Origin of the sequence: Mesorhizobium sp. M8A.F.Ca.ET.208.01.1.1 (assembly GCF_004791315.1) — a bacterium.
Taxonomy (GTDB): domain Bacteria; phylum Pseudomonadota; class Alphaproteobacteria; order Rhizobiales; family Rhizobiaceae; genus Mesorhizobium.
Genome location: NZ_SRUT01000002.1, coordinates 235,442 through 261,778 on the forward strand (window position 1 = coordinate 235,442; position 26,337 = coordinate 261,778).

The window sequence follows — 26,337 nt, forward strand, 5'->3', positions numbered from 1 at the left end:
GCGCTACCGTTTGATAAACCGGCTCACCACCCCCAACTCAAATCATCCGGCTCAGCGCCTCGAAGAACGCGACGATCTCGACATCCAGCGGATCGTCGACCGGCTCCGGCTGCGACGACATCTTGGCGATCACCACTTCGGTCCTGGGATCGACATAAAGCCACTGGCCATGGATGCCGATGCCGCAATAGGCGCCATTTTCGAAGCCGGTCTGATACCATTTGTTGCGGTAGCGGCCCTTCGGGAACAACGGCAGCATCGCACCGCGCTGCCAGGCTTCCGAGCTGCCGCCGGTGACCGTGGTGTCGCGCACCCAGGCCTCGGGCACGATGCGGCGGCCGTTGGCCGTGCCGCCCTGCCGCATCATCTCGCCGATGCGCGCCAGGTCACGCGGCGTCACCGAAATGCCGCCGGCGGTGCGTGCCGTGCCTTCCATGTCGACGCCGATCGAGGCTTCGCTGACGGCGCCGAGCGGCAGCCACAGTTTCTCTCGCATCAGATCGGGGAAGCGCTGTCCCGACGCCCGCTCCAACAGCAGGCCGAGCAGGTCGGAATTGGGCGAGCGGTAGCGGAAGGTCTGGCCATGCGGCTCGGCAAGCCGCTGCAAGGTCAGGATGAATTCGCGCAGGCTTTCGGTGCCGCCGCCGGGATTCCACAGCGTGGCGCGGCGATAGCGGGCGAAGGCGCTTTCCGGATCGAGATAGGCCTCCTCGAAATCGAGGCTGACGCTCATGTCGAGCACATGCCGCGCGCTCGCATCGCCATAGGCCGAACCGACGGCTTCGGGGATATAGTGCGTCACCGGCGCCTTGGGGTCGAACACCCCCTCGCCTTCCAGCATGCCGGCGATGATGGCGGTCACCGATTTGCTGATCGAGAAGATGATGTGGCGGGCGCCGAAATCCATATACGGGGCGAACCAGTCACCTATGATCTTGCCGCCTTTCATCACCGTCAGCGCGTCGGTGCTGGAGCGCAAGAGAAACTCGGCCACCGTCTCTGGCGCACCGGCAACCGAAACCTTTTCGCCGAGCAAGCCGGCCAAGTCCCGCACAGGAGCTTCGACGACGCCCGGTGCCGCGGCCACACGTGCCGTCGGCACCAGTTCGCCGAGATTCTGGAATGTCCAGCGGTTGAACGGGTTCTCGCGCCAGTTGCCGAGCAGCACCTCGTTGCGGCGGAAGCCGTAGCGGGTCTCGAACGCGGTCTTGCCGGTCATGGCGTTTCCTCCCAGTCTTTTCTTTCTTGAGGTTCAGGCGAGCGCCGCGGCGATGGCGTGCACGGCCTTCAGCGTCGCCACGGAATAGGCCATGTTGCTGAAATCCGGGTACGTCGACAGCTTCACAACCACCATTCCGGTGTTCCAGTCGATGTGGATCAACTGCCCGAACACACCCCGGCACATCAGTGCCCGCGACCTGGAATTCTCGATCCAGAACTGGTTGCGGTAGCTGCCATCGGGCAGGCTGGCGGAGAAATCCGGACCATGCGTGCCAGTGCGCGTCGCCTCGATCCAGTCGGCCGGCACGATGCCGCCGCCATTGTCGAGGATCAACTGGCCAAAGCGGGCGTAGTCGCGCAGCGTCGCGTTGAAGCCGCCATCGGCCAGCGCATAGCCGGCGCTGTCGACGGTGAAGCAGGCGCTTTCGTCGGCGCCGAGCTTTTGCCAGAGTTCCTCGGAAACCAGTTGCGCCAGCCGCTTGCCGGTCACCCGTTCCATGATGAAGGCGAGCACATCCGTCTCGATCGAGCGGTATTCGAACTGAGCGCCGTGCGGGCGCACCGTCTCTTTCAAGCCCAGGATCAGCTCGAACATGTGTGAAGGCCAGCGGAAATCCGGATCGCTGCCCGGTGGCACCGGCTTCCAGCCGGTGGCGACATCGACCTGACCGATGTCGGAATAGCGGTCGGTATATTCCTCGGAGAACCGCACGCCCGTCGTCATGTCCAGCACGTGCTGGACGCTGGCCCCGGCCCAGCCGGTAGCGCCGAGCTCCGGCAGATAATCGGTGACCGGCCTGGCCGGGTCGATCAGGCCGCGGCCGGCCAGTATGCCGAACACCGAGCCGGTGACGGACTTGGCCATCGATTGCGACAGATGCAGCGTGCGTTCGTCCATGCCGTTGAAATAACGCTCATAGGCGACCTTGCCGTGCTTGAGCACCAGGAACCCGTCCGTATAGGTCTCGTCGAGCAAGCCGGCGAGCGTCGAGGGCCTGCCCTCGCTGTCCTCGACCGCCAGTCCGTCGAGATCGACCTCGGCGCGTTCGAGACGACGGCGGTGGCCAGTGCCGCGCCAGACTTCAACGGTCGGCAGAATTTCCCTGATGTGCTGGAAGGCCCAGCGGTTCCATGGCGGCCTGTCCCAATCGAGCTTCGGCGGCACCATGGCGGGCGGCGAGCCCTGCATGATCGGCGGCCGCGGATCGCTGTTGCGATAGGAGTCCATGATAGGCCATTCCCGGAAAGAAAAAGCCCGGCGGCATCCGCCGCCGGGTTCGTCATGCAGCGATTACTTCTGCAGTTCGGTCCAGATCTTGGTGTAGAGCTCCTGCGTCTCTGGGGCGCACATCTGCTGCAGTTCACCAAGCGGCTTGGCGTCGGCCGGGATGACGACTTCCGGAGCGTCCTTCATGTCGGCCGGCATATACTTGTCCGAACCGGTGATGGCATTGGCGTAACGGTGGAAGGCCGACAGGCCCGCCGCGTTTTCCGGATCCATGATGAAGTTCTGGAACAGCTTGGCGTTCTCGACGTTCTTGGCTTCCTTCAGGACGACGACGTTGTCGCTCCACAGGCCGTAGCCTTCCTTCGGATAGTTGAAGTGGATGGCCGGATTGGCCAGGCGCTGGCGCAGCGCCGAGCCGTTCCAGTCGCTGGTTGCCTTGAAGTCGCCGGCGCCCATCTTCTCGATGGTGTTGTATTCCATGGCGATCCAGTTCGGCTTGGCCGCCACCAGGAGATCACGCACCTTCTTCAGCACCGCCTTGTCGTTGGTGCACTGCTGGCCGCCGACATACTTGATCGCGGCGAACATCACGTCGCCCATCTCCGGCACGACGTTGGTCTTGCCCTTCAGTTCGTCAGGCGTGTTGAAGATGATGCCCCAGGTGTTGGCCGGGCCCTTGTAGGCATCGGTATTGACGACGACGCCGATCGTGCCCCAGGCCCACGGAACAGTGTATTTACGGCCGGGGTCGAAGTCGGGATTGGCCCATTCGGGCGCGATGTTCTTGGCGTTCTCCATCTGGCCCGGGTCGGTCTCCTGGACGAGGCCCTCCTTGATCCAGATCGGCACGTAGGTCTGCGACGGCACGGCAATGTCGAAGCCGGTGCCGCCCTGGCGGACCTTGGCCAGCGCCGTATCGTTGGAATCGTAGTCGGTGATCGTGACCTTGACGTTGTATTTGGCTTCGAACTTCTTGATCACGTCGGGACTGGTGTAGTTGCCCCAATTGTAGATGTTGAGCACGCCATCGGCGCGGGCAAGGCCCGTCGAAGCGAGCAGCGCCAACCCCATGGCGCTCGCCGTTGTCTTCCAGTTCATCGTTCTAACTCCCATTTCAGGTTCAGTCTCGTTTCCTGCTGACGAAGAAAAACAACGTGACGATCGCGACCGAAAGCAGCAGGAAGGCGGTCGATATCGCGTTGATCTCGGGTGTGATGCCGCGGCGGATCTGGCCGAGCATGTAGGTGGGTAGCGTGTCCTGGCCGCCCGATTTGACGAATTCGGTGATGACGACGTCATCGAGCGAGATGACGAAGGCCAGCATCAGCCCGGCCAGGATGCCGGGCCACAAAAGCGGCAGCGTGATGCGGCGGAAGGTCTTCCACGGCGTGGCGTAGAGATCTGCCGCGGCGCGTTCCAGCGTTAGGTCCATGTTCTCCAGCCGCGCCCGGATCGGCAGATAGGCAAAGGGAATGCAGAACGCCGTATGCGCGGCGACCAGATAGCCGATGCCGGAATAGCCGGTGAAGATCTTGATGCGCGAGAAGAAGATCAACAGCGCCACGCCGGTGACGATCTCGGGCACCATCAGCGGCTGGTTGATCGCCGCGTATTTGAAGGTGAGACCGGGATAGGACGCCGTGCGCGTGGTGGCGAGCGCGGCCATGGTGGCGAAGATGGTCGACAGCACCGCCGCGATGGCGCCGATCTGGAACGAGCGCAGCGTCGCATCGATGACTTGCGTGTTCTGGTATGCCGACTGGAACCATTTCAGCGAAAAGCCGCCCCACTCCGAGGTCGAGCTTGCCGCATTGAAGGCATAGACCACCAGCACGAAAATCGGCAGGTAGAGCACGATGAAGCATGTCGCCGCGATCGCGGTGAAGCCCGGCTGGTGCTTGATGGAGAAGTTGCTAGCCATGCCGCACCCCTGACTTGCCGGCATTGCGCACATAGGCAAGCAGCGCCGCCATGACGATGATCATCACCGTGATCGACAGGGCCGAGCCGAGCGGCCAGTTGCGGCCCTGTCCGAACTGCAATTCGATCAGGTTGGACAGCATCATGTTCTTGCCGCCGCCGAGGACGCTCGGCGTCACATAGGCGCCGAGCGCCGGAATGAAGACCAGGATCGAGCCGGCGATGACGCCGGGTTTGACCAGCGGAAAAATGATCTTGCGCAGCACCTTGAAGCGCGTCGCGTAGAGATCGTAACCCGCCTCGACCAGCCGGAAGTCGAGCTTCTCCATGCTGGCGTAGATCGGCAGCACCATCAGCGGCAGGTAGACATAGGCCATGCCGATCAGGATCGCCGTGTCGGTATAGAGGATCTGGATCGGCGCCGAGACGATGCCGAGCTTCAGAAGGATGGTGTTGACGATGCCTTCGTTGCGGATGATCTGCAGCACGGCGAAGGTCCGGATCAACAGGTTCGTCCAGAACGGGATGGTGATCAGGAACAGCCAGAGGTCGCGTGTTTTCTCACTACGCGTGGCCATGAAATAGGCGGTTGGGAAACCGAGCGCCAGCGTGGCGAGCGTCGTCACCACCGCAAGCTTGATCGAGCGCCAGAAGATGGTGACATGCGCCGCCGCGAGCGACAGCGTATCGTCGAAAATATCACGTTCCAGGAATACCGACGTCCAGGCATCGGCCGAGAATTGCCATTTCACGTCGCCATAGGCGCCGGGGGTCAGGAACGAATAGACCAGCACGATCAGCAACGGGCCGGTCGCGGCAAACAGAATGACCAGCAGCGCCGGCGCTGACAAAAGCCAGCGGTCACGGACATCGCGCCGTTCCGCTGCCTTGGCGACTTCTTCCGCGGTCGCCATCAGTCCCTCAGCACTTGCGCGGCGTCGTTGCCGACGATGATGCCGACCTTGTCGCCGCGCTCGAAACCGCAGCCGGCGCTGCGCGTGTTCTGCTGGCGCACGGTGAAGGCCTCGCCGCTGTCGAGATGGACATGAATATGCGTGTCGGTGCCGAAATAGACGATGTTCTCGACCGTGCCCGACAGGTCGCCCTTGTCCTTGGTCAGCTTGGCATGCTCGGGCCTCACCACCACGGTGGCGTTGTCCTTCGGCTGAAAGCCTTCGGCAACGGTCGCCTCGATGGTGGTACCGGATTTGAGCGTCGCGCGCGCCTTGCCACTGCCGACGCCCGAGATGGCGGCGGTGAGGAAATTGGTTTCGCCGATGAAGTCGGCCACGAAGCGTTCCGCCGGCTTGTCGTAGATGTCCCAAGGCGAGCCGACCTGCAGGATCTTGCCCGACGACATCACCGCGATGCGGTCCGACATGGTCAACGCTTCTTCCTGGTCGTGGGTGACGAAGATGAAGGTGATGCCGGTCTCGTGCTGTAGCCGCTTCAGCTCGATCTGCATCTCCTTGCGCAGCTTGTAGTCGAGCGCCGAGAGCGGTTCGTCGAGCAACAGCACCTTCGGCTGCGGCGCCAGCGCCCGGGCCAGCGCCACGCGCTGCTGCTGGCCGCCGGAAATCTGGCCGGTGCGACGACCGGCCAGCGCTTCCATCTTGACCAGCTTCAACATCTCGGCGACGCGCGCCTTGATCTCGGCCCTCGGCTTGCCCAGCATTTCAAGGCCAAAGCCGATATTGTCGGCGACCGTCATGTGCGGGAACAGCGCGTAGGACTGGAAGACGGTGTTGACCGGCCGCTTGAAGGGCGGCAATGGCGCGATGTCCTGGCCGTAGAGCAGGATCTCGCCGGCGGTTGGAAAGTCGAAGCCGGCAATCAGCCGCAGCAAGGTGGTCTTGCCGCAGCCGGACGGTCCCAGCAGCGTGAAGAACTCGTTTTCGCGGATGGACACCGAGACCTTGTCGAGGGCAGCGACCTGCCCTTCACCCGATCCGAAAATTTTGCTGACGTTTACTACTTCAATCGCATTCCGATCCGGTTTGTCCGGCACGATTACGCCTCACTGTTGACCCCGCTCTTGCTGGCGGAGTTTGTCCCCTGTTGGATGTGACCACATGGCCGGTAGGATGGCAAGCCCGGCATTGAATCACAGTTCAGTCAGTCTTAGACAGCAAGCCTCATGCCATTGTCAGGCCTGATAGGTGATCTTGCCGCCGCAGATCGTCGTCACCGGCCGCAGCTTGTGCAGATCGGCCGGCGCCGTCTTCTCGATATCGGCCGACAGCACCACCAGATCCGCCATGTAGCCTGATTTCAGCATGCCCTTGCGATGCTCGGCGAATTCCGCGTAGGCGCCCTCGACCGTGTAGGCGGCGATCGATTCAAGCAGCGAGAAGCTCTGGTCGGGATCGTTTTCTGCCCACGGTTTGCGCAGCACTGCCGCCTTGATGCCCAGGATAGGATCGATCGGCGATACCGGCCAGTCCGACGCGAACACGACGTGGGCGCCGGCATCCTTCAACGTCCGCCAGGCATAGCTGAGCGGCCAGCGGGCCGGCCCGATGCGCGACACTGTCGGCTCCAGCGGAAAATCCATGGCGCCGGGCGGATGCGGCGGCTGCATGGAAGCGATGACGCCGAGTTCGGCAAAACGTGGTACGTCCGCGGTGGTGGTAACCTCGATATGTTCGACGCGATGCCGGCTGTCACGCTTGCCATTGGCCTTCTGCGCCGCCTCGTAGCCGTCGAGCACGGCGCGCACCGCGCCGTCACCGATCGAGTGCACCGCGATCTGCAGCCCGCGCCTGTCGATGGCGACTGCCAGATCGATGAACTGCTGCGGCGTGAACAATGGCTCGCCGACCCAGTCGGGCCGATCGGCATAAGGCTCGATCATGACCGCCGTCCAGGAATCGAGCACTCCGTCGTAGAACACCTTGACCATGCCCGATGACAGCCACTCGCTGTCGTAGCGTTCGGCCATGACGGAGGCCTTGCCGAGCATGTCGAGCGTCATGAAATTCTTGTAGTGGAAAGGCATTCGCACGCGGCATGGCAGGCCTTCCTCGGCCTCGATCTCGGCCAGCAGCTCGAGCTGGTAGAGGTTCCCGTCCATGTTCTGGATCGAGGTGATGCCGTGGCGCGCGCACCAGGCAAGCCCGCGCCGCATGATGTCGCGGTCGAAAGCCCGTTCTTCCGCCGACGGCATCGGGTCGGGCTCGCCGCCAGTCGCCAGGCCCAGCCGCACGCGGCCTTCGCCGGCAAGGTCGAGAACCGGGCCGAAGGCCTCGCCTTCGCGCAATTCGCCCGCTGCCAGGCCATCGTCGCCCATGACGATCTCATTGCCCGGCCCAAGCGTGCGCCCATTGAGGATGCCGGCCAGTTCAAGCGCCTTGGTGTTGGCCCACATCGTATGGTGGTCGGGGGCGGCCATGACGAAAGGCCGGTCCGGCAGGATCGCATCGAGATGGTGACGCGTCACCCGCTCGTCGTCGAGCACGGTGTAGTCGACGCTCTGGCCAACCAGCATCCGCGCGTCGGGGTGCGTCGCTGCATAGTCGCGGATCGCCTTCTGCAGCGCCTCGAACCCATGCACGCCAGCCAGTTGCAGATGGGCGAGCTCGGCGGCGCCGGAAAACAGATGCATGTGGGCTTCGATGAAGCCGGGCAGGACTGATCCGCCAAGAGCATCGATGACCTTGGTAGCCGGTCCCTTGAACTCTTCGATGGAGGTGCTGCTGCCGATGGCGATGATGGCGCCGTCCTTGACGGCAACGGCTTCGGCGGCGGGATTGTCATTGTCCATGGTCAGTACACGACCGTTGAGGACAATCAGATCCGCACTAAGACCCGCACCCGTGACCGACATCGCGACTCCGCGCTTTTGACGACTGACTGAGACCGGCAAAGCTCGTGCCCAACGACCCGCCACACCACGGAGCGTGGGCTATCGGACAACGAATGATGCCGGCGCGCTGTCTTCGAGATTCCCCTTGTTATCCCGAGAGACAGTGTGGATAAAAGAATGCGACTGATTATTCGCGTTTGTCAACATGCCGGATTTAGAATGTATTGTGGACAGCACGCTCCGCCTGTGTTGGGACCAGGCGGGGAACGAGGGCATCAAGCAGTGAAGCGCAGTCTCGACCGCAAAACCAGGATAGCGCTTGAACCGCGCAAGCAGCCGCGGCAACAACGGTCCAGCAAGGTGGTCGACAGGATTCTCGACGCCGCGCTGATCCTGACGCGGGAGCAAGGAACCAAGACGCCGACGACGCTCGCCATCGCGCAGCGCGCCGGCCTGTCGGTCGGTTCGGTCTACCAGTACTTTCCCAACAAGGAAGCCATTCTTCTGGACCTCGCCAGGCGCTGGCTGTCATCCTTTCCCGAAGTGATCGCGCGGCGCATCAAGGTCGCCCCGCCGACCAACCGGGAAGAGTTTCGGCGTGAAGTGCGCAAGCTCTTCATCGACACCTCGAAGCTCTACCTCGAAAACGCCACCCTGATGCCGGTGATCGAGGCCATTTCGGGCAACGCCGACCTGCGGCCGATCCAGAACGAATATGACGACCAGATCATCGCCCTCTACGCCGCATGGCTGCGGCATGTGAACCCGGCCCTTGAAGACAAGATCGCCAGCCGGCTCGGCGTGCTGATGATGGAGGTCGGGCACGTCTGCCGCCTTGTGGGGCTGAAAAAAGATCGCAGGACGTTCGACCTCATCGAGGACGATGTGGAAGTCATGTGGCTCGCCTTGGTGACCCCCTATCTCAATCTTGATTAATTTCGCATTTCGAGAGGAACCTTATGAAGACTGTCTATTCGCCGCTTCACGCCGGCCATGCCGGCCAGATGGAACTGGTTACCTCAGCCATCGTGCCCGGCTTCGAGAAGCCCTCGCGCGCGGAGTTCATCAAGGCGCGGGTCGAAAGCGAGAAGCTCGGCGCGATCATCGCACCGGTCGAGCACGACCTTGCCGCGGCCAAGCGCGTCCACAGGTCAGACTATATCGACTTCCTGCCGACCGTCTGGCCGCAATGGATCGCCGAGGGCCACACGGGTACGGCGATGCCCTTCACCTGGCCGACGCGCGGCCTGCGTGGCGACGTGCCGCCCAAGCGCATCGACGCCCTGCTCGGCTATTATTCCTTCGACGGCGGCGCCACCTTCGTCGAGGGCACCTGGGCCGCGATCAAATCATCCTATGACGTGGCGCGGACCGCCGCCGGCCTGGTCAAGGACGGCGAGAGAGCGGCCTTTGCGCTCTGCCGACCGCCCGGCCACCATGCCGGGGCCGGCTTCATGGGCGGCTACTGCTACATCAACAACGCGGCGGTCGCCGCGCAATGGTTCCGCGACCAGGGCGCCAAACGCGTCTCGATCCTCGACGTCGACTATCACCACGGCAACGGGACGCAGGAGATCTTCTATGACCGCGCCGACGTGCAGGTGATCAACCTGCACGGCGATCCGATGGTGGAATACCCGTTCTTCCTCGGCCATGCCGACGAGCGTGGCGCGGGTGCCGGCGAAGGCTTCAATATCAACTATCCCATGCCGTTCGGCACCGGCTGGGACGCCTGGAACGCCTCACTGGAAGACGCCTGCGCCAGGCTCGCCGCTTACGCGCCCGACATCGTCGTCGTCTCGCTCGGCGTCGACACATTCGAGAAGGACCCGATCAGCCAGTTCAAGCTGAAGACATCAGACTATCCCAAGATCGGCCGGCGCATCGCCAAGCTCGGCCTGCCGACGCTGTTCGTCCAGGAAGGCGGCTATGCCGTCGAAGAGATCGGCATCAATGCCGTCGGCGTGCTGACCGGCTTCGAGGATCGGTAGATCGTCGTCCAGGGAACGCGGCCGGCTGCGCGGAAGACGGACAAAGGAAGGGTGGCGTCAGCCGCCCTTTCTTGCGTCCGCCGACACCCCATGAGGCCATCGCAAACGCCATGCCCGGCCTGTGCGGCTCGACGTTCCCGCCCATGGAAAGGCACGGAAACCAGCCCCTGAGTCGCAGGCAGAGTCCCCCAGATTCGATTTTGTCAAATCGCGTTTGATGTCGGATTCATCTGCGGGTAGATTAGACCCGAATCAGCCGGTCCTCGGGGGGCGCGGCGACCACCCAAAGTCTCAGTTCCGGACTTTTCCGGCGCCAGACGCGGACGTCTTCGCGTTCCCTGAATGGATTCCGTCTGGTTGGGCGCGGCCCCGCGCCTCGTGTGTGTCTCGTAAAAGTAACGCGTTTTCGAGTTCGGCGGCTGGCTCTCCAGCAACCGGACATCAGAACCGATTCCGGCCAAAAGCAGCAGATGAGCAGTCCCGCCGCGCCTCTTCAATCCGACACATTAGGCTCGCGCCTGACGTCGCGCGGTGATCTCACCAGCTTCTTCATGGAGCTGACCGCCGAGATCGGCGCCGACAGCTACATGCTGGTCGCCATCGTCCATGACCAGGACCGCAACGATGCGCGTATCGTCTCCTCGAACTGGATCTTCGACGCCATCGAGTTGATCGGCAAGCGGCTGATCGCCGGCCTTGCCCAGGGACCGCTCACCGCGGCACCCGGTATCCGTCCGACACCGTTGGTGGCGGCCCAGGCGCCGGATGCCGACGGGCTGGTCTCGGGCGAAGAGGCCCGGCTCCTCGACGTGCTCGGCCATGCCGAAATCTATTCGCTGCGGCTGAATGTCGGCCGTCAGCGCCTGTTCGCCTTGTTCTCGGCGGCGGCCGCCGGCCGGATCGACCAGCCAGCGCTGATGAGGGCGCAGCTGAAATGCTGCTACGCGCTTTCGCATATTCCGCAGTTGATCGCCGCCGCGGCCATGCAGGATCCGCTGTCGGACCGCGAGCGCGAATGCCTGTTCTGGGTCTCGGAAGGCAAGACCACCGACGAGGTGGCAGTCATCCTTGGCGTCTCCTCCAACACCGTCAACAGCTACATCACCCACGCCATCCAGAAATTCGCGGCCTCGAACCGTGCGATGGCCATCGCCACGGCGATCAGGAGTGGCATCATTTGAAACACGCCGACATCAAGGACGCCGCGGAAGCCCTTTTCAACGAGCAGCGCAGCCCTTTCGGCGCCTTCTCGCTGGGCTCCGAAACGCATCACGCCGTCACCATTCCCGATGCGGTGCGCCGCTGCCGCTGGATATCAGTCGACATCAACGCCTCGGCCTTCGGCCTGTTCTTCGTCAGCCCGTCGCCCGAGCGCGCGCGGCTGGTCCCGTGTTTTGATTCCGATTATCCCGGCACCGCGGTGGCGACGAAGTTCATTTCGGGCGCCAATGGCGAGGAGATCGTGCGCCATAGCCGGATTTCGACCGAGCCGCGCTGGTGGACGGATGATGGCGTGGCGGCCATGGCCGACATGTTCGGCAATCTCGCCTGGACCGGACAGATGGCGCCGCTGACACCCGGATCGAGCGGCATTGCCTTTCCCGTCCATGCCGATCGCGGTCAATGCGGCCTCGTCGTCTTCCTGGGATCGGAGATCGCGCTGCCACAGGATGCGCTCTACGAAATCCACGCTCGCTGCTTCTCGCTGTTCGCCGCCGTTGCGCGCATGCGTCCGGGCGATACCGGCAGAATGCGCTCGATCTCCAAGCGCGAGCTTGAGTGCCTGAAGCTGACCGCCAACGGCAACACCAGCGAGGAGATCGCGCGGCTGCTGAAACTGTCGGTGCATACCGCCAACCAGTACCTCACCCAGTCGACCCAGAAGCTCAACGCCGTCAACCGCAACCAGGCGGTCGCCAAGGCGCTGCGGCTGGGGCTTATCGAGTAAGAGCTTCGACCTTGCGGATGCGGGCCTGTTCAATCACAGCCTCCAGCAGCGCCGTATTATGCTGGGGGTCTTCGCCCGGTTTTTCAAACGACACGTAATTGACCACGACCGTGTTGCCGGTCTCGCTCAGCGTCAGCTGGAAATAGACGGTCACGCCAGGTGGCCTGAGCTCTAGGTCCAGCACGATGCGCGGGCTGCCGCTCCAGTCGACATGCGCCTCGCCGCCATGGCCGAGCCTCAGCGTACCCGGCATGAAGAACAGCTCCGCCGCTGAATCGACCAGATCCGACAGGCAGGCGAAATGCTCCAGCCGGATGAAGGCGATATAGTCGGCGACGTCGATCAGCCTCAGTTCCATCACCACCTGTTCGATGGCGCTGGCGACGATGATCTCGCGGGATTTTGCGTGCGGTTGGCGGTTCATGAAATCTGTCTGCGCTCAGCCTTTTTCGAGTAGACGATCCGCACCAGTTCGGCGACGGCCTGGTAGAATTGCGACGGGATCACATTATCGACCGAAACTTGCTTGTACATGGAGCGGGCGAGCGCCACGTCCTCGAAGATCGGGATGTTATGTTCCTTTGCGATTTCACGAATTTTCAGCGCCACGAGGTCCTGCCCCTTCGCCACCACGAGCGGCGCCGAATCCTCGTCGCGCACATATTTCAGCGCGATCGAGAAGTGGGTCGGGTTGGCGATGACAAGCGTCGCGCGCGGCACCGCCGTCATCATCCGCTTGCGCGCCCGATCGCGGGCCAATGACCGCAGCCGCGACTTGACGATCGGGTCGCCCTCTGACTGCTTGAACTCGTCCTTGACCTCCTGCTTGCTCATGCGCAGGTCCTGCCTCCAGTGGAAGCGCGACCAGACGATGTCGACCGCCGCGATCAGTCCCATGACGAAGACGATCGCCACCAGTATGTCGACGGCGATGCCGCGGATGACCAGGCCGAAAGCGACCGGATTGGTGATCATCCCGGCAAGCAGCTTGCGGTGATCCTCCGACAGCGTGAAGGCGAGCACGGCGATGGCAAAACCGACTTTTGCAAGGGACTTCAGGAATTCGACCCAGCCCTGGGCGCCGAACATCCGGTTCCAGCCCTTGACGATCGAGATGCGTGACATCTGCGGCCTGATCCGCTCACCGACGAATTGCGGGATGTTCTGCAGCACCGAGGCGCCGATGCCGGCAACGGTCAGCAGCACCAGCAGGCTGAGCACGGCGCGGCCCACTTCCAGCATGACGATCTTGTAGAGCTCGATGACATCTGTCTCGGTGTCCATCGGCCAGGCCTCGGGCTTCTCGAGAAACATCGACAGGAACATGCCGAGCTCGACGATGGCGTCCTTGGCATAGAAGACGGTGAACACCAGTATGGCGACAAAGGAGGCCAGGATCGCGGTTTCCCTCGAATGGGGCAACTTGCCCTGTTCGATGGTGTCGCGGATCTTCTTTTCCGTCGCCTCTTCGGTTTTCGAATCCTTGTCGACGGCGTCGGACATGCCTTAGGCGGCGTTCTGCGTCGAGGGAAGTTCGAATGCGCCTTCGCGCGACAGCCGGATGGTGGTGGTCACGATCGTCTTGCGTGCCGCCATGATGTCGGCGGCGGGGACACCCTCCGACCCTTGCCCGAGTTCGGCCTCGATCATGCGCCGGGAGCGGGCGCCGATCGCCGACAGCACCGCTTCGGCCAGTGCCGCCGACGTGCCGCGCAGCGCCAGCGTGACAAGCTCGGTCGACAGCCCGTCGAACAAAAGCACGCGCGCCTTCTGGGTGAGCAGCGGCAGGTCGTCGAAAGCGAACAGCCGGGCCCGAACACCGTCGAGGTCGGGCGTGCCGGCGGCTTCGAGATCCTGCATGACCTCGTCGAGCAGGGGCTTTTCCAACTCGTTGAGCACGCTGGCGACGCGCGCCTGCCCGGCCGACGTGTCCTTGGTCGAGGTGTCCGACAGCACGCTGGCGCGCAGCCTGTTCTCGACGATCCTGGTGGCGGCGGCCGGAACGTTGGCCATCGTCACCATGCGCTTGATGATTTCGCCGCGCATTGGCTTCGTCAGCGTCAAAAGCACGCTTGCCGCCGCCTGCGGCGCCAGTTTCGACAGCACCATGGCCGCCGTCTGCGGATGTTCGCCCGCGAGGAAGGCGCCGAGCCGCGCGGGTTCGAGCTTTTCGAGATCGGGCCAGATCGGCGGCGGCCCTTCGGGCGCAGCCTCCGGCTTCTTGTTGCCCATGATGGCGCTCATCTCTTCGGGCGAGAGCGACTCGTTGAGGATGGTGTCCATCCTGTCGGCGGAATCGAGCAGGCCCGCGCCTTCGGTGAACTCGGCCTCGAATTCGGCGACGATACGCTCGAGATCGCTCTGCGGAATGGTCCTGAGCAGCCGGGCGCCCTCGATCAGCGCCTTCAGCTCTTCCTGCTTGAAGAATTTCAGCAGGCGGCTGGCGGACGGTTTGCCCATCGCCACCAGTATGGCGGCCGCCTTCTGTGCGCGTGTCAGGGTCGTCAGCGGCGTTGTCATGCCTTTCGCCTCCGCTGCCATCGGCAAGCCCTGCCAGCCATGTCTAGGCGCCCTTCGTGCCGGCGATGATTTCGGTCAGCCTGATGCCGAAGCGCGAAGGGTCGCTTTCGAGCACGGTGATCTCGCCGCGCGCTATCTTGCGGCCATTCACCACGACATCGACCGGTTCGCCGATGCGGCGGTTGAGCGCGACCGTCGAACCCTTCTGCAGCGCCATCAGATCGGCAACCGCCATCTCGGTGCTGCCGAGGATGATCTGGACATCGACGGGGATATTCATGATGACGCTGGAATTGGCCGATGCCGCGGCCCTGGCTGCCATCTCGGGGCGCTGCTCTTCCTCATGCAGGACCCCGCGCAATTCCTCGATGGCGCGATCGAGTTGCTCGTCCGGCTGATCGAGCTCTGGTTCTACCTTGGTCTTGGCCATGCGTCGTCTCCAAAAGCTCAGGCGCGCCCGGCACCGGCCGGCATGAGCCCATCGATGAAATCCTGCCCGGCATCGAAAGGATGCCTGATTCGGACGGTGTAATTCTGCCCCAGTTTGCCGAACTCGCATACGAACAGCGTCTGGCCGCGCGCGCCGAGGCGAGCCCGTGATTGCGCCGTCTCATCGAAATCGATGACCTGGCCCACTTCGAGATTGGCGAGGTCCCCAAGCGTCAGCCGCGTCAGCGGCATGGTGGCTTCGAGCGCCACGGTCGAGCGCATCACCTCTTCCGAAAAGCGAGCCCGCCAGCTGGTGCCGTGATCGTCTTCGCTGACGCCGGCCGTACCGTCGCGGCCGGCCAGCACGATACGCTGCGGCATCATCACCGTGATCGAGCCGCTGTCGACCGGCGTCGAGATGCCGAGGACGATGCGGATCGCGGCGCCGTCGCGCAACACGTGCCGCCTGGCCTCGAGGCCCGACATTGCGCGCGGCGCGGGCAGCCGCAGTTCGAGCGAGCGCTGCCCCGATCCGTTCAGCGCCTGCGCAACCTCCTGGAACACCATGGACGAGACATCGGCTTCGATCTGCGACAGGTCGCGCTCGATCGGCGACACCGGCATGTCCGGGTCGCCGCCGAACAGCGTCGAGACGATGATCGCGATCGCGGCAGCGTCGATGACGAGGGTCATCGCATCGGAGGATGCCGGTGAGCCGACAACGGTCATGGCGAACGTCTCGCCGGCGCGCGAACGCGCCTCGGGGACACGGCTGATTTCCACGGTCCTGAGGTCGACGCTCACGGGAGTTCCAAGCTCGCTCGAGAGCGCCTTCTGCAGCAGCGGTACGGCCCGTTCGGCCATGGCGCGGCCGGCGTCGATGACCTGGTCGGCCTCGCCGCTGTCGCCGACCAGGCGCTCGATGATCAGCGAACGCGCTTGCGAGGGGCTGCCCGGACTCGTCATGACAGTTTTGGCACCGGTCTGTCGCGCATCGCTCAGGCGGCCTTCTTCTCGGCGCTGCCGGTGTTCATCGTGCTCTGCTCGACGGCGTCGATGGTCGGCCGCTCATAGGAGGAGATGGTCTTGCGGCCGAACTCGATCGCCACCTGCGGCAGCGCGCCGTTCATGTAGGCGAGCAGCGTCTGCTTGACGATGATGTAGAGGCGGTTCTTCTTCTCGCGCACCGTCTTGATCTTGGTGGCGACAGGCCCGACCACCGCATAGGACAGGAAGATGCCGAGGAAGGTGCCGACCAGCGCGGCGCCGATCAGGCCGCCGAGGATTTCCGGCGACTGGTCGAGCGCTCCCATCGCCTTGACCACGCCGAGCACAGCGGCGACGATGCCGAGCGCCGGCAGGCCGTCGCCCACCGCGACCAGCGCGTGATAGGCCTTCATCTTGTCGGACTTGATGGTCTGGATTTCCTCGTCCATCAGCGCCTCGATCTCGTGCGAGCGGGCATTGCCGATGATGATGATGCGGCAGTAGTCGCAGATGAAATTCATCAGGTCGTGATTCTTGAGCACGGTCGGAAAGGCCTGGAAGATCGCCGACTCCTCCGGATTGTCGATATGTGCCTCGACCTCGCTGCGCGACTTGGAGCGCAGCTCGCGCATCAGGCTGTGCAGCACGCCAAGCGTTTCCAGATAGTCCTGCTCCTTCGGCACAGCCTGCTTGAAAGCTTCGAGAATGCCCTTGCCGGTATCCTTGACCGTCTTCATCGGATTGGCGACCAGGAAGGTGCCGAGCGCGGCGCCGCAGATGACCACGGCTTCCCATGGCTGCACCAGCACGTGCAGATGCCCGCCCATGGCCATGAAGCCGCCAAGGACGCAGCCGAGCGTCACCACAAGTCCAATCAGAATGCCCACGACCGGTCCTTCCGCATTTCACGTCGGACAAGGGATAGCCCCCGTGCCTTGTGTGAGGCTTGAATCGGAGCCGCCATGGGGCCGAATGTTGGCGATTCAGTTTCGCGCAAGGAAGTGCGCTTATTGTGCTGGCATAGCTTCGGCCGGAGGCGCGTCCTTGCTCAGTACCTATACCAGCTACCAGTTGATCACCAAAGACATCAACAAGTCGATCGACCGTATCGAGCAACAGCCGACGGTCGATCGCGATACCAAATATTATCTCGCCAACATCACCAAGGTGAAATCGATCGACGATTTCGTCAACAACGACCGCTTGTTCAAATATGCCATGAAGGCCTACGGGCTGGGGGACATGGACTACGCCAAGGCGTTCATGGTCAAGGCGCTCAAGGAAGGCGTTTCCAATCCCAACAGTTTCGCCAACAAGCTCACCGACAAGCGCTACGCCGCGTTCGTCACCGCCTTCAACTTCGCCGCCAACGGTGCCGATGCGACCATCTACAACAAGGCGCAGCAGCTGGTGGCGAAGAACTACGCCACGCAGGCGCAAATCGCCGGCCTCGATCCGAATTCCGCCTATGTGAAGGGCGAGACGACCTACTATCTTGCCAACATCACCAAGGTGAAGTCGGTCGACGATCTGATGTCGAACAGCCGGCTCTACACCTACGCGCTGGCGGCGTACGGCCTCGATTCGGCGACGGAGAACAAGGACCTTATCAAGCAGGTCCTGCAGGGTGGCGTGCGCGACCCCAACAGTGTCGCCAACAAGCAGACGAACCCGGCTTACGCGGGACTGGCCACGGCCCTTAACTTCGAACAATACGGCGAAAATGCCACCACCATCAATCCGGCGCAGCAGCCGACCGTCGACAAATACATGCGCCAGACGCTGGAAGAGGATGCCGGCCAAACCAATGAGGGCGTGCGGCTGGCCCTCTATTTCAACCGTAAGGCGCCCGACATCACCAGTTGGTACGACGTGTTGGCCGACACCGCGCTGGCCAGCGTGGTGCGCACCGCGCTGGGGCTGCCTGATTCCTTCGCCACCGCCGACATCGACAAGCAGGCGCAACTGTTCGAGCAGAAGCTCGACATCTCGGATTTCACGGATTCCGTGAAACTGAACAAGTTCCTGACCCGCTTCACCAGCATGTACGAGATCAACAACCCGACCTCGACGGCCGTGACATCGATCAGCGTGCTCTTCGCCAAACCGGTCACATCGGGCATCTCCACCGACCTGATGATGGCCATGCAGAAACTGAAGTTCTGATCATGCGAGACAGTCTTTACGTCGCCCTCTCCGCGCAGATGGCCCTCGAGCGGCGGCTCGATACGATCGCCGACAATGTCGCCAACGCCAGCACCGTCGGCTTTCGCGCCACCGGCGTGAAATTCGAGGATGTGGTGTCGGGTGCAGGGCAGAAGTCGGTATCGTTCGCTTCCTCCGGCAAGACCTATCTGTCGGGGGCTCACGGCGCCATGACAGAAACCGGCAACCCATTCGATTTCGCCATCCAGGGCGACGCCTGGTTCGCCATCGACACGCCGGCCGGCACCGTCATGACTCGCGACGGCCGCTTCTCCATGAACGAGAATGGCGAGCTGATGTCGGTCGAGGGCCACCCGGTGCTCGACGCCGGCGGCGCGCCGATCCAGCTCGATCCCCGCAACGGCCCGCCCAAGGCGGGCGCCGACGGCTCGCTGCGCCAGAACGAACAGCTCGTCGGCTCGATCGGCCTCTACAATTTCGACCCGGGCCAGAATTTCGTGCGCTACGGCAATTCCGGCATTGTGCCCGCACGCACGCCCGAACCGGTCACCGACCGTTCCGATGTCGGCATAGCGCAAGGTTTCGTCGAGGAATCCAACGTCAATCCGGTGCTGGAAATGACCCGGCTGATCATGGTCCAGCGCGCCTTCGAGAACACCGCCGCGCTGATGCGGCAGACCGATTCCTCCACCGATGAGGCGATAAAGACGCTCGGCTCGAAGTCGTAGCATGTCGTCAGAGCAGCCAACCATCCGCGCACCCGAAAGACAGCTCCAGCCGGCGCCGAAAGATCGGCTTGCCGCTTTGGAGCGGGTCATCAGACGCTTCGGCGATGGTGACGGGCTGGTCAAGCGCGGCGGCCTCGTCACCGAAGTCACGCCCACGCACTACAAGGTGCGCGGCCTTTCCGATTTCACCCGGCTGGGCGACATTGTCGAACAGCGCGGCCAGGCCGGCGCGCGTCGCGGCGAGATCGTCAAGATCAGCCGTGACGAGGTTGTGATCGCCCCCTTCGAACGCAGTGCCGACGCCGGCATCGGCGATGCCGTGTTCCGCAGGGGTCCGCTCGCGGTGGCGCCGCATGCCTCGTGGCGCGGCCGCGCCATCGACGCGCTCACCCGGGCGATCGATGGTGGTCCGCCCTTGATGAGGGGCGACGACATGGCGGCGATAGCCGCGACGCCCGGCGCCATGGCGCGGCAGCGTGTCGGCACAGCCTTCATGACCGGCGTCAAGGTCATCGACATCTTCACGCCACTCTGCTTTGGCCAGCGCATGGGCGTTTTCGCCGGCTCCGGCGTCGGCAAGTCGACGCTGTTAGCCATGCTCGCCGGCGCCGACGCGTTCGACACCGTCGTCGTGGCGCTGATCGGGGAACGTGGCCGCGAGGTCCGCGAATTCCTCGAGGACACGATCGGCGACAGCATGGCCAAGACCGTCGCCGTCGTCGCCACCAGCGACGAGAGCGCCATGATGCGCCGGCGCGCGCCCGACACCGCCATGCGTGTGGCCGAGCATTTTCGCGACCAGGGCCACCGTGTGCTTCTGGTGCTGGATTCGATCACCCGCTTCGCTCACGCGCTGCGCGAGGTGGCGACGGGAACCGGCGAGCCGCCGGTCGCGCGCGGCTATCCCGCCTCGGTCTTCACCGAACTGCCCAAGCTGCTCGAGCGCGCCGGCCCCGGGGCCGAAGGTAAAGGCTCTATAACCGCCATCATTTCCGTGCTGGTCGACGGCGACGACCACAATGATCCGGTCGCCGATTCCGTCCGCGGCATTCTCGACGGCCATGTCGTGCTCGACCGCGCGATCGCCGAACAGGGCCGCTATCCGCCCGTCAATCCGCTGTCATCCATATCGCGGCTGGCAGGCAAGGCCTGGAACATCGAGCAGCGAGCCCTGGTGACGCGGCTGAAGTCGATGATCTCCCGCTTCGAGGACACCCGCGACATCCGCCTGCTCGGCGCCTATCAGGGCGGCGTCGACGCCGAACTCGACATGGCGGTGCGCCAGGTGCCCCTGATCTATGAGGCGCTGACGCAATCACCCAGGGACCGTCCGTCCGCCGATCCGTTCTCCGACCTTGCCCGCCATCTCAAGGGAAAGCAGAATGTCGAACCAGGAGACTGAACGCCAGTACACGGAGCGCCTCCTGAACGAGATGATCGCCGAGGCGAACGCCGCGGAACAGGCTCGAGCGGAGGAGGCCAGGGTCGCCAAAGCAAACGCCGCCGGCGCCATTGCTGCCAGGACCGCGGCTGTTCTGGCCAGGGCCGTCAAACCGGCTCTCCCCAGATCCGAACCTGTTCTGGGCCGGACCGCCCTTTCATCAACGCATGTGGCTCCCGGCGTCGATGCTCCGGAGATGATGCAGGCCAGCCGCGAATTGCTGATCGAAGACCTTTTTCCGGTCGCCGAATGGCCGCAACCGCCAAAGGCGCAATTTCCAAAATTGCGAAAGAAGGCGGACCGTCGCAGCGACGTCGTCATCGCCGCGCTCGGCATCACGCTCGGCCTGATCTGCGCTCTGTTTCCCTGGTACATTTTCTTCAACCAGGACCAGTTCGGCGTCCAGGCGATCAAGTTCGGCGGCACCGGCACCAATTCAGGACGCGTGGGCGGCGGCGTGGTCGCGGCACGCAGCGCGCCGCTGACCGCCAAGGACGTTCCCAACGCAGGTGTCGACCTGCTCGCCACCGGCGCGGTGCAGGACGATGCCAAAACGGAGCCGCCCGGCGACCAGCCCTTCCCCGCCGATATCGCGAAGTTCCGCATGGTCCATGTCGCCAACGGCCGCGCCATGATCGAGGACGACACCGGCCTGTGGATGGTCCAACGCGGTTCGACGCTGCCGGATTCCAGCAAGGTCTCGGCGATCGAACAGCGCAACGGCAAATGGGTCATGCTCACCAGCGCCAACCAGGTGATCGAGCTTTCCAGGTAATGCCGTCTCGGCCTTGCCCAGAGCCGGATCCAAGATAGAGCAGAATATCGTCCGAAAACCGCTTCATACTTTTCGGCATCCTGCTCTAGCGACCGTCCGCAAGGTCCACGCAAGACTGGCGGCCTAGTCTTTGGGCACATGCCCGGAGATTCCCATGGAGCCTGTTTCCCTTTTCGATCTCGCCGCCAAGCAAGCGCAGTGGCTGTCCGTGCGTCAGTCGGCCGTGGCCGGCAACATCGCCAATGCCAACACGCCGGGCTACACGGCAAACGATGTCGAGCCGTTCGAGAAGGTGCTCGACCGTACCGCGGTGTCGCTTGAGATCACCGAGCCCGGCCATCTCGGCAGCGCTGCCACCAATGCCGGCTTCGCCATCAAGCCGCAGGAAGACGACGGCGTGATCTTGCCGTCCAAGAACACGGTCGTGCTTGAAGACCAGCTTCTCAAGGCCGGCGAGGTGCGCCGCTCCTTCGAGCTCAACACGGCCATCGTCAAGGCATTCCATTCAATGATGATGATGGCGGTGAAGAGCTGACCATGGACGCGCTGACCGCAGCCCTCAAAGTCGCAGCATCAGGCCTCGGCGCCCAGTCCGAGCGCTTGCGCGTGGTTTCGGAAAACCTCGCCAACGCCCAGTCGACGGGAACCACGCCGGGCGCCGACCCGTATCGCCGCAAGACCATCAGCTTCGTCTCCGAACTCGACCGGGCCTCCGGCAGTTCGACCGTTGAGGTGAACTCGATCGACCGCGACCCGAGCGACTTTCCCGTCGAATTCCAGCCCGGCAACGAGGCCGCCGACGACAAGGGCTATGTCAAGATGCCCAATGTGAACGTGCTGATCGAAATGGCCGACATGACCGAGGCCAACCGCTCCTACGAGGCCAACCTGCAAGTCGTGAAGCAGGCGCGCGACCTCATTTCAATGACCATCGACCTGATGAGGAACCAATGATCGTCAACGGCATCGGCGCGCTTAACCTGAAGCCTGGGCTGGGCGACACGGCCACCGACCTGCTGCAGGGTGGCGTTGCGCCGGCGGCATCGGGAAACCTCGGCACCTCCTTTGCCGAGGCGGTGAGCCAGGCAGCCTCCAAGACCGTCAGCACCATGCAGAATGCCGAGCAGGTGTCGCTGCAGGCGCTCAAGGGCGACGCCGACACCCGCCAGGTGGTCGATGCCGTGATGAGCGCCCAGCAGGCGCTGCAGACCGCCGTTGCTATCCGCGACAAGGTCGTTTCGGCCTATCTCGAAGTCAGTCGTATGGGCATCTGAGGAGCAGGCCATGAAAGCACTCGCCATCGCCGCCACCGGCATGAATGCCCAGCAGACCAATCTGGAAGTCATCGCCAACAACATCGCCAACATCAACACCACCGGCTACAAACGCGCGCGCGCCGAATTCTCCGACCTGCTCTACCAGGTCGATCGCACGCAAGGTGTGCCGAACCGTTCCAACGCCTCGCTGGTGCCGGAAGGCGTTTCGATCGGTCTCGGCGTCAAGACGACCGCCGTGCGCAACGTCCACACACAGGGCGAACTGACCAGCACCGGCAACAGTTTCGACATGGCGCTCACCGGCAGGGGCTGGTTCCAGATCGAAGGTGCGGATGGCGGCACGCTCTATACGCGCGCCGGCGCCTTCAACACCAACGCCACCGGCCAGCTGGTGACGGTCGACGGCGCCAACGTCATTCCGGCCATCACCGTGCCGGTCGACGCGGTCGAGGTCATCGTCAACAAGACCGGCCAGGTCTTTGCCCGCATCGACGGTCAGACCGACCTGCAGAATCTCGGCCAGCTCCAGATCGTCAACTTCGCCAACGAGGCAGGCCTGGCACCGCTCGGCGACAATCTGTTCCAGGAAACGACAGCCTCCGGTCCCGCCAATGTCGGCGTGCCCGGCGATCCAGGCTTCGCCACCATCCAGCAAGGCTATCTCGAGGCTTCCAACGTCGATCCGGTCAAGGAAATCACCGAACTGATCTCGGCGCAGCGCGCCTATGAGATGAATTCCAAGGTCATCCAGGCCGCCGACGACATGGCCTCCGTTGTGTCCAAGAACATCAGGTAACGGATGGCCATGCCGATCTCCCGCTCCGCATTCCGCCGCGCCGCGCTGACCCTTGCGCTGGTGGCCGGCGGCATGCCGGCTTTCGCCCAGGAATCGACGAGTCAATCGGCAAGCCAATCGACGGGCCAGTCGGCCAACCAGATTGCCACCAATCAGCCCGCCGGCGAGGTCGTGCTGATTCCCAACCGCGTCATCTATCCCGGTGAGACCATCGAACTCGCCGCGCTGAAACAGGTCACCCTCATCACGGGCAAGCACAAGCCCGATGCGGTAGCGACCCGTTCCGAGGAACTCCAGGGCAAGATCGCCAAGCGCACGCTGCTGCCGGGCCGCTACATTCCTTCCGCCGCCATCCGCGAGGCCTGGCTGGTCGAACAGGGTGCGGCCGTGCAGGTCTTCTTCGTCGCCGGCGGGCTGACGATCACGGCCACCGCCGTGACCTTGCAACCGGGCTCGGCCGGCGACTTCATCAAGGTTCGCAACAGCGACAGCGGCAAGATCCTCTCCGGCACGGTGATGGCCGACGGCACCATCCAGGTCGGCGCTTCATGATGCGGCCGTTTGCCCTTCTGCTCGCGGCGGCACTTGGCCTGCAGCCGGCGCTGGCCGATGGCTTAACGCCCAAGGCCAAGCGCGAGCTCGCCGCCAAGAATGGCGGTGTCTACGACGATCCGGAATATGATCCGGCCACCACCACGCGCATGTTCCGCGTTTCGCCCGGGCCGAGTTCGCTGCCGCCAGGCCAGGTCGCCTCGCGCATCAAGGACATCGCGCAGCTGCAGAGCTCGCGCGACAACCAGCTCGTCGGCTACGGCCTCGTCATCGGGCTCGCCGGATCCGGCGACAGCCTGCGCAACTCGCCGTTCACCGAACAGTCGATCCGCGCCATGCTCGAAAATCTCGGCATCGCCACCGAAGGCGGCAGCGCGCGCGCCAAGAACGTCGCCGCCGTCATCGTCACCGCCAACATGCCACCCTATGTGCAGTCGGGCGCACGCATCGACATCGACGTCTCCTCGATGGGCGACGCCACCTCGCTTGCCGGCGGCACGCTGATCATGACGCCGCTCAAGGCGGCGGACGGCGAGATTTACGCCGTCGGCCAGGGCGCGGTCATCGTTTCCGGTTTCACCGCGCAGGGCCAGGCCGAGCAGTTGACGCAAGGCGTGCCGACCGCCGGCCGCGTGCCGAACGGCGCCATCGTCGAGCGGCAGGTGAAGGCCGAATTCGACGACCAGTCGACGCTGACGCTGCAATTGCGCAATCCAGATTTTTCGACCGCCATCCGCATCGCCGATGCGATCAACGACTACACCGCCCAGCGCTTCGGCATGCGCGTGGCGGCCGAGCGCGATTCCCGCACCGTGCAGATCAGGCGGCCGAAGAGCGTGTCGGCGGCCCGCTTCTATGCCGAGATCGAGAATCTGGTGGTCGAGTCCGACACGCCGGCTCGCGTCGTCATCGACGAGCGCACCGGCACCATCGTCATCGGCAACGACGTCAAGATCTCGCGTGTCGCCATCAGCCACGGCACGCTGACGGTGCGCATCACGGAAGCGCCGCGCGTCGTGCAGCCGGAACCCTTCTCCAAGGGTGAAACCGCCGTCGAGCCGTTCACCGCCATCGATGCCAGCCGGCCCGACGCCCGCGTTGCCGTGCTCGATGGACCCGACCTGCAAACCCTCGTTTCCGGCCTCAATCGTCTCGGCGTCAAGCCGGACGGCATCATTGCCATCCTGCAAGGCATCAAGTCGGCCGGCGCCCTGCAAGCCGATCTGGTTCTCCAATAGCGATGCCGATGATCTCCTCCCTCTCGTCTCGTGAAAGACGCCGCTCCCGCATATTCCTGTTGGCGGCCGCGCTGGCGGCCATGCCTGTCCTTGGCGGCGCACACGCGGACGATGCCGTGCGGCAGGTTCTGCCCGGTGGGCAGCCCACGGTCGCGCCGCAGCAATTGACGCGGGAGAAAGCACCGGACCAAAGCGAGATAGAGCGCTTCTGTTCCAACATCGCCGACGCCGCCCGCGACCGCCGCTATGCCTTGCAGGCGGAGGAGTTGAAGCAGCTGCAGGCCGGCATTGACGAGCGCATGAAGGCGCTGGACGCAAAGAAAGCCGAATACGAGACCTGGCTGAAGCGGCGCGAAGTGTTCCTGGCCAGGGCCGAGGACGGCGTCGTCAAGATCTATGCCGGCATGAAGCCCGATGCGGCTGCCGAACGCCTGGCAATCGTCAATGCGGACCTCGCCGCGGCCATCCTGATGAAGCTCGATTCACGCAAGGCCGGCGTCATCCTCAACGAAATGGACCAGAAGGCGGCGGCGACGCTCACCGGCATCATGGCCAGCGCAGCCCGAAGGGTAGATCCGTCATGATCCGCAAAATGCTCATCCTGTGCGCGGCCGCAGCGCTGTCGGGCTGCGGAACCAACTTCAAGGAGATCGGCAGGGAACCGACCATGTCGCCGGTCGGGTCGGGCATCGGCAGCGACGGGGCAGCGCCCTACAGCTATCCTCAGCCGCCCGCCACGCCGGTCAAGAAGTTCTCTCTGTGGGACGATCGTCAGAGCCGGCTGTTCACCGATCCCAGGGCGCTGCGCGAAGGCGACATCCTGACCGTCAGGATCAAGCTCAACGACAAGGCCAACTTCAAGAACCAGAACGACAGGAGCCGGACTGCCGCGCGCAAGCTGGGCTATGACGTCACGCTGGGATGGGAAGGCAACAGCACGAGCGGCAAGGGCGACGCCGGCTTGAGCTCCAGCACCGAGACCAACGCCGACGGCGAAATCAAGCGCTCGGAGAACCTTGAGCTCAACGTCGCCGCCGTCGTCACCGAGGTCCTGCCCAACGGCAATTTGATGATCAGGGGTTCACAGGAAGTGCGCGTCAACTACGAACTCAGAGTGCTCACCATCGCCGGCATGGTGCGTCCGTCGGACATCGGCGCGGAGAACACCATCTCCTATGAACGTATCGCCGAGGCGCGGATCTCCTATGGCGGCCGCGGTCGCGTCAGTGAGGTCCAGCAGCCGGCCTACGGCCAGCAGGTCCTCGACCAGGTTCTGCCGTTCTAGGTCTTGGCCTTCTGGGGATTGGAGAGCAAA

29 protein-coding genes are annotated in these 26,337 nt (G+C 63.8%); 16 read left to right on the forward strand and 13 right to left on the reverse strand.

The features are described 5' to 3' along the window. Window positions 1-37: 37 nt before the first annotated feature. The 7 genes from EN851_RS11660 to EN851_RS11690 all read right to left on the reverse strand — a co-directional run bounded on the left by EN851_RS11660 (window position 38) and on the right by EN851_RS11690 (window position 8,195). Window positions 38-1,219: a serine hydrolase gene (locus tag EN851_RS11660; RefSeq protein WP_135929271.1), complete on the reverse strand. Its 1,182-nt coding sequence runs from the start codon at window positions 1,217-1,219 to the stop codon at window positions 38-40. A gap of 33 nt (window positions 1,220-1,252) precedes the next feature. After that, complete coding sequence (locus EN851_RS11665; RefSeq protein ID WP_135929272.1) at window positions 1,253-2,449, reverse strand: serine hydrolase; 1,197 nt, start codon at window positions 2,447-2,449, stop codon at window positions 1,253-1,255. A 63-nt stretch (window positions 2,450-2,512) separates the two neighbouring features. Beyond that, entirely contained in the window at window positions 2,513-3,547 is a 1,035-nt protein-coding gene (locus tag EN851_RS11670; protein WP_127275697.1) for an extracellular solute-binding protein, read from the reverse strand. Between the two features lie 22 nt (window positions 3,548-3,569). Next, the gene (locus EN851_RS11675) at window positions 3,570-4,370 is read right to left on the reverse strand and encodes an ABC transporter permease (RefSeq protein ID WP_127275698.1); all 801 of its coding nucleotides are present in this window, start codon (window positions 4,368-4,370) and stop codon (window positions 3,570-3,572) included. Further along, complete coding sequence (locus EN851_RS11680) at window positions 4,363-5,283, reverse strand: ABC transporter permease (protein ID WP_127275699.1); 921 nt, start codon at window positions 5,281-5,283, stop codon at window positions 4,363-4,365. Before EN851_RS11680 ends, EN851_RS11675 begins: the two co-directional genes overlap by 8 nt. Next, the gene (locus tag EN851_RS11685) at window positions 5,283-6,377 is read right to left on the reverse strand and encodes an ABC transporter ATP-binding protein (protein WP_127869862.1); all 1,095 of its coding nucleotides are present in this window, start codon (window positions 6,375-6,377) and stop codon (window positions 5,283-5,285) included. The genes EN851_RS11680 and EN851_RS11685 overlap by 1 nt, the downstream gene beginning before the upstream one ends. Before the next feature lie 138 nt (window positions 6,378-6,515). Further along, the gene (locus EN851_RS11690; protein WP_135929273.1) at window positions 6,516-8,195 is read right to left on the reverse strand and encodes an amidohydrolase; all 1,680 of its coding nucleotides are present in this window, start codon (window positions 8,193-8,195) and stop codon (window positions 6,516-6,518) included. Window positions 8,196-8,456: 261 nt separating this feature from the next. On the opposite strand from EN851_RS11690, the gene EN851_RS11695 reads away from it, so the two are divergent. The 4 genes from EN851_RS11695 to EN851_RS11710 all read left to right on the forward strand — a co-directional run bounded on the left by EN851_RS11695 (window position 8,457) and on the right by EN851_RS11710 (window position 12,113). After that, window positions 8,457-9,110, forward strand: coding sequence for a TetR/AcrR family transcriptional regulator (locus EN851_RS11695; RefSeq protein ID WP_127275702.1), 654 nt, complete (start codon window positions 8,457-8,459; stop codon window positions 9,108-9,110). Window positions 9,111-9,133: 23 nt separating this feature from the next. After that, window positions 9,134-10,165 carry a histone deacetylase family protein gene (locus EN851_RS11700; RefSeq protein WP_135929274.1) on the forward strand — a complete coding sequence of 344 codons (1,032 nt, stop codon included), beginning with the start codon at window positions 9,134-9,136 and terminating at the stop codon, window positions 10,163-10,165. Window positions 10,166-10,635: 470 nt separating this feature from the next. Further along, window positions 10,636-11,346, forward strand: a complete 711-nt coding sequence (locus EN851_RS11705) for a helix-turn-helix transcriptional regulator (protein ID WP_135929275.1) — start codon at window positions 10,636-10,638, stop codon at window positions 11,344-11,346. Further along, on the forward strand, window positions 11,343-12,113 hold the full coding sequence (locus tag EN851_RS11710; RefSeq protein ID WP_135929276.1) for a helix-turn-helix transcriptional regulator: 771 nt from the start codon (window positions 11,343-11,345) through the stop codon (window positions 12,111-12,113). Before EN851_RS11705 ends, EN851_RS11710 begins: the two co-directional genes overlap by 4 nt. Here the strand turns inward: EN851_RS11710 and EN851_RS11715 are convergent. From EN851_RS11715 to motA, 6 genes are read right to left on the reverse strand one after another with little or no spacing between them, the layout of a single operon-like run. After that, window positions 12,103-12,537: a hypothetical protein gene (locus tag EN851_RS11715; protein WP_135929277.1), complete on the reverse strand. Its 435-nt coding sequence runs from the start codon at window positions 12,535-12,537 to the stop codon at window positions 12,103-12,105. The genes EN851_RS11710 and EN851_RS11715 overlap by 11 nt on opposite strands. Further along, window positions 12,534-13,616 (reverse strand): flagellar biosynthesis protein FlhB, encoded by a 1,083-nt coding sequence (gene flhB / locus EN851_RS11720; protein WP_135929278.1) that lies wholly within the window; start codon window positions 13,614-13,616, stop codon window positions 12,534-12,536. Before flhB ends, EN851_RS11715 begins: the two co-directional genes overlap by 4 nt. Before the next feature lie 3 nt (window positions 13,617-13,619). Then, window positions 13,620-14,633 carry a flagellar motor switch protein FliG gene (locus EN851_RS11725; protein WP_127275708.1) on the reverse strand — a complete coding sequence of 338 codons (1,014 nt, stop codon included), beginning with the start codon at window positions 14,631-14,633 and terminating at the stop codon, window positions 13,620-13,622. A 43-nt stretch (window positions 14,634-14,676) separates the two neighbouring features. Beyond that, a complete protein-coding gene (gene fliN, locus EN851_RS11730) occupies window positions 14,677-15,063 on the reverse strand; it encodes a flagellar motor switch protein FliN (RefSeq protein ID WP_127275709.1) in 387 nt (128 codons plus the stop codon). A 17-nt stretch (window positions 15,064-15,080) separates the two neighbouring features. After that, window positions 15,081-16,028: a FliM/FliN family flagellar motor switch protein gene (locus EN851_RS11735; protein WP_127275710.1), complete on the reverse strand. Its 948-nt coding sequence runs from the start codon at window positions 16,026-16,028 to the stop codon at window positions 15,081-15,083. A 32-nt stretch (window positions 16,029-16,060) separates the two neighbouring features. Then, window positions 16,061-16,936, reverse strand: coding sequence for a flagellar motor stator protein MotA (gene motA / locus EN851_RS11740; protein WP_015315920.1), 876 nt, complete (start codon window positions 16,934-16,936; stop codon window positions 16,061-16,063). 157 nt (window positions 16,937-17,093) lie between these two features. Between motA and EN851_RS11745 the strand changes: the two genes are divergently transcribed. The 12 genes from EN851_RS11745 to flgH all read left to right on the forward strand — a co-directional run bounded on the left by EN851_RS11745 (window position 17,094) and on the right by flgH (window position 26,307). Beyond that, window positions 17,094-18,215, forward strand: coding sequence for a DUF1217 domain-containing protein (locus EN851_RS11745; protein WP_135918959.1), 1,122 nt, complete (start codon window positions 17,094-17,096; stop codon window positions 18,213-18,215). A 2-nt stretch (window positions 18,216-18,217) separates the two neighbouring features. Next, window positions 18,218-18,943 (forward strand): flagellar basal-body rod protein FlgF, encoded by a 726-nt coding sequence (gene flgF / locus EN851_RS11750; protein WP_027144745.1) that lies wholly within the window; start codon window positions 18,218-18,220, stop codon window positions 18,941-18,943. Window position 18,944: 1 nt separating this feature from the next. Next, window positions 18,945-20,345, forward strand: coding sequence for a flagellar protein export ATPase FliI (gene fliI / locus EN851_RS11755; RefSeq protein WP_127275712.1), 1,401 nt, complete (start codon window positions 18,945-18,947; stop codon window positions 20,343-20,345). Further along, window positions 20,326-21,159, forward strand: a complete 834-nt coding sequence (locus tag EN851_RS11760; protein WP_127275713.1) for a hypothetical protein — start codon at window positions 20,326-20,328, stop codon at window positions 21,157-21,159. The genes fliI and EN851_RS11760 overlap by 20 nt, the downstream gene beginning before the upstream one ends. Window positions 21,160-21,313: 154 nt before the next feature. Next, window positions 21,314-21,694: a flagellar basal body rod protein FlgB gene (gene flgB / locus EN851_RS11765; RefSeq protein ID WP_127275714.1), complete on the forward strand. Its 381-nt coding sequence runs from the start codon at window positions 21,314-21,316 to the stop codon at window positions 21,692-21,694. 2 nt (window positions 21,695-21,696) lie between these two features. Beyond that, window positions 21,697-22,113 carry a flagellar basal body rod protein FlgC gene (gene flgC / locus EN851_RS11770; protein WP_127275715.1) on the forward strand — a complete coding sequence of 139 codons (417 nt, stop codon included), beginning with the start codon at window positions 21,697-21,699 and terminating at the stop codon, window positions 22,111-22,113. Continuing rightward, window positions 22,110-22,433, forward strand: a complete 324-nt coding sequence (locus EN851_RS11775) for a flagellar hook-basal body complex protein FliE (protein WP_189343701.1) — start codon at window positions 22,110-22,112, stop codon at window positions 22,431-22,433. Before flgC ends, EN851_RS11775 begins: the two co-directional genes overlap by 4 nt. Window positions 22,434-22,443: 10 nt before the next feature. Further along, complete coding sequence (gene flgG / locus EN851_RS11780; protein WP_127275716.1) at window positions 22,444-23,232, forward strand: flagellar basal-body rod protein FlgG; 789 nt, start codon at window positions 22,444-22,446, stop codon at window positions 23,230-23,232. Between the two features lie 3 nt (window positions 23,233-23,235). Continuing rightward, the gene (gene flgA, locus EN851_RS11785) at window positions 23,236-23,784 is read left to right on the forward strand and encodes a flagellar basal body P-ring formation chaperone FlgA (protein ID WP_135865557.1); all 549 of its coding nucleotides are present in this window, start codon (window positions 23,236-23,238) and stop codon (window positions 23,782-23,784) included. Next, complete coding sequence (locus tag EN851_RS11790; RefSeq protein ID WP_127275718.1) at window positions 23,781-25,022, forward strand: flagellar basal body P-ring protein FlgI; 1,242 nt, start codon at window positions 23,781-23,783, stop codon at window positions 25,020-25,022. The genes flgA and EN851_RS11790 overlap by 4 nt, the downstream gene beginning before the upstream one ends. Window positions 25,023-25,024: 2 nt before the next feature. Further along, window positions 25,025-25,606, forward strand: a complete 582-nt coding sequence (locus EN851_RS11795) for a MotE family protein (RefSeq protein WP_167531302.1) — start codon at window positions 25,025-25,027, stop codon at window positions 25,604-25,606. Then, window positions 25,603-26,307, forward strand: coding sequence for a flagellar basal body L-ring protein FlgH (gene flgH / locus EN851_RS11800; RefSeq protein WP_127281130.1), 705 nt, complete (start codon window positions 25,603-25,605; stop codon window positions 26,305-26,307). Before EN851_RS11795 ends, flgH begins: the two co-directional genes overlap by 4 nt. The last annotated feature ends 30 nt before the right edge of the window (window positions 26,308-26,337 follow it).

What these genes read in the sequence shown, in the direction of transcription:
- EN851_RS11660 (WP_135929271.1), bottom strand. Translation starts at nt 1,219, where the DNA reads ATGACCGGCAAGACCGCGTTCGAGACCCGCTACGGCTTCCGCCGCAAC.
- EN851_RS11665 (WP_135929272.1), bottom strand. Translation starts at nt 2,449, where the DNA reads ATGGACTCCTATCGCAACAGCGATCCGCGGCCGCCGATCATGCAGGGC.
- EN851_RS11670 (WP_127275697.1), bottom strand. Translation starts at nt 3,547, where the DNA reads ATGAACTGGAAGACAACGGCGAGCGCCATGGGGTTGGCGCTGCTCGCT.
- EN851_RS11675 (WP_127275698.1), bottom strand. Translation starts at nt 4,370, where the DNA reads ATGGCTAGCAACTTCTCCATCAAGCACCAGCCGGGCTTCACCGCGATC.
- EN851_RS11680 (WP_127275699.1), bottom strand. Translation starts at nt 5,283, where the DNA reads ATGGCGACCGCGGAAGAAGTCGCCAAGGCAGCGGAACGGCGCGATGTC.
- EN851_RS11690 (WP_135929273.1), bottom strand. Translation starts at nt 8,195, where the DNA reads ATGTCGGTCACGGGTGCGGGTCTTAGTGCGGATCTGATTGTCCTCAAC.
- EN851_RS11700 (WP_135929274.1), top strand. Translation starts at nt 9,134, where the DNA reads ATGAAGACTGTCTATTCGCCGCTTCACGCCGGCCATGCCGGCCAGATG.
- EN851_RS11705 (WP_135929275.1), top strand. Translation starts at nt 10,636, where the DNA reads ATGAGCAGTCCCGCCGCGCCTCTTCAATCCGACACATTAGGCTCGCGC.
- EN851_RS11715 (WP_135929277.1), bottom strand. Translation starts at nt 12,537, where the DNA reads ATGAACCGCCAACCGCACGCAAAATCCCGCGAGATCATCGTCGCCAGC.
- flhB (WP_135929278.1), bottom strand. Translation starts at nt 13,616, where the DNA reads ATGTCCGACGCCGTCGACAAGGATTCGAAAACCGAAGAGGCGACGGAA.
- EN851_RS11725 (WP_127275708.1), bottom strand. Translation starts at nt 14,633, where the DNA reads ATGACAACGCCGCTGACGACCCTGACACGCGCACAGAAGGCGGCCGCC.
- fliN (WP_127275709.1), bottom strand. Translation starts at nt 15,063, where the DNA reads ATGGCCAAGACCAAGGTAGAACCAGAGCTCGATCAGCCGGACGAGCAA.
- EN851_RS11735 (WP_127275710.1), bottom strand. Translation starts at nt 16,028, where the DNA reads ATGACGAGTCCGGGCAGCCCCTCGCAAGCGCGTTCGCTGATCATCGAG.
- flgF (WP_027144745.1), top strand. Translation starts at nt 18,218, where the DNA reads ATGCGAGACAGTCTTTACGTCGCCCTCTCCGCGCAGATGGCCCTCGAG.
- fliI (WP_127275712.1), top strand. Translation starts at nt 18,945, where the DNA reads ATGTCGTCAGAGCAGCCAACCATCCGCGCACCCGAAAGACAGCTCCAG.
- EN851_RS11760 (WP_127275713.1), top strand. Translation starts at nt 20,326, where the DNA reads ATGTCGAACCAGGAGACTGAACGCCAGTACACGGAGCGCCTCCTGAAC.
- flgB (WP_127275714.1), top strand. Translation starts at nt 21,314, where the DNA reads ATGGAGCCTGTTTCCCTTTTCGATCTCGCCGCCAAGCAAGCGCAGTGG.
- flgC (WP_127275715.1), top strand. Translation starts at nt 21,697, where the DNA reads ATGGACGCGCTGACCGCAGCCCTCAAAGTCGCAGCATCAGGCCTCGGC.
- EN851_RS11775 (WP_189343701.1), top strand. Translation starts at nt 22,110, where the DNA reads ATGATCGTCAACGGCATCGGCGCGCTTAACCTGAAGCCTGGGCTGGGC.
- flgG (WP_127275716.1), top strand. Translation starts at nt 22,444, where the DNA reads ATGAAAGCACTCGCCATCGCCGCCACCGGCATGAATGCCCAGCAGACC.
- flgA (WP_135865557.1), top strand. Translation starts at nt 23,236, where the DNA reads ATGGCCATGCCGATCTCCCGCTCCGCATTCCGCCGCGCCGCGCTGACC.
- EN851_RS11790 (WP_127275718.1), top strand. Translation starts at nt 23,781, where the DNA reads ATGATGCGGCCGTTTGCCCTTCTGCTCGCGGCGGCACTTGGCCTGCAG.
- EN851_RS11795 (WP_167531302.1), top strand. Translation starts at nt 25,025, where the DNA reads ATGCCGATGATCTCCTCCCTCTCGTCTCGTGAAAGACGCCGCTCCCGC.
- flgH (WP_127281130.1), top strand. Translation starts at nt 25,603, where the DNA reads ATGATCCGCAAAATGCTCATCCTGTGCGCGGCCGCAGCGCTGTCGGGC.